The sequence below is a fragment of the Citrobacter sp. wls613 genome (assembly GCF_005281195.1).
GTDB lineage: Bacteria > Pseudomonadota > Gammaproteobacteria > Enterobacterales > Enterobacteriaceae > Citrobacter > Citrobacter gillenii.
Window position 1 is genome coordinate 13,679 of the sequence record NZ_SZXN01000019.1, and the last position, 268, is coordinate 13,946.

General features: G+C 67.5%; 1 protein-coding gene. It reads left to right on the top strand.

What is annotated here, in order from left to right:
* Positions 1-268, top strand: a 268-nt coding sequence (locus FDX01_RS23330; protein ID WP_249360854.1) for a hypothetical protein, incomplete at both ends; no start/stop codon positions are given.

Sequence of the window (268 nt, forward strand, 5' to 3'; positions counted from 1 at the left end):
CGCCACCGGTATCGGTTCGCAGCTGCTGGGCGATCACTTCAGCCACTTCTCGCTGAATAAATCCGTACAGCCTGCGCCCGTGCTGGAAAACGCGCCGGAACGTCCGCCGCTTAACGAGCGCATCAACGAAAGAACCACCGTGCAGCAGGAGCGCGGCGAGAAAACCCCTGATGCGAAGCAGGCTCACGCCGCCGCGCCGGGCGTGGTGATCGTGCCGCAAGCCGCCGCCCGACCAGGCGCGCCGTCACTGGCGGCGCAGGTCGACGCG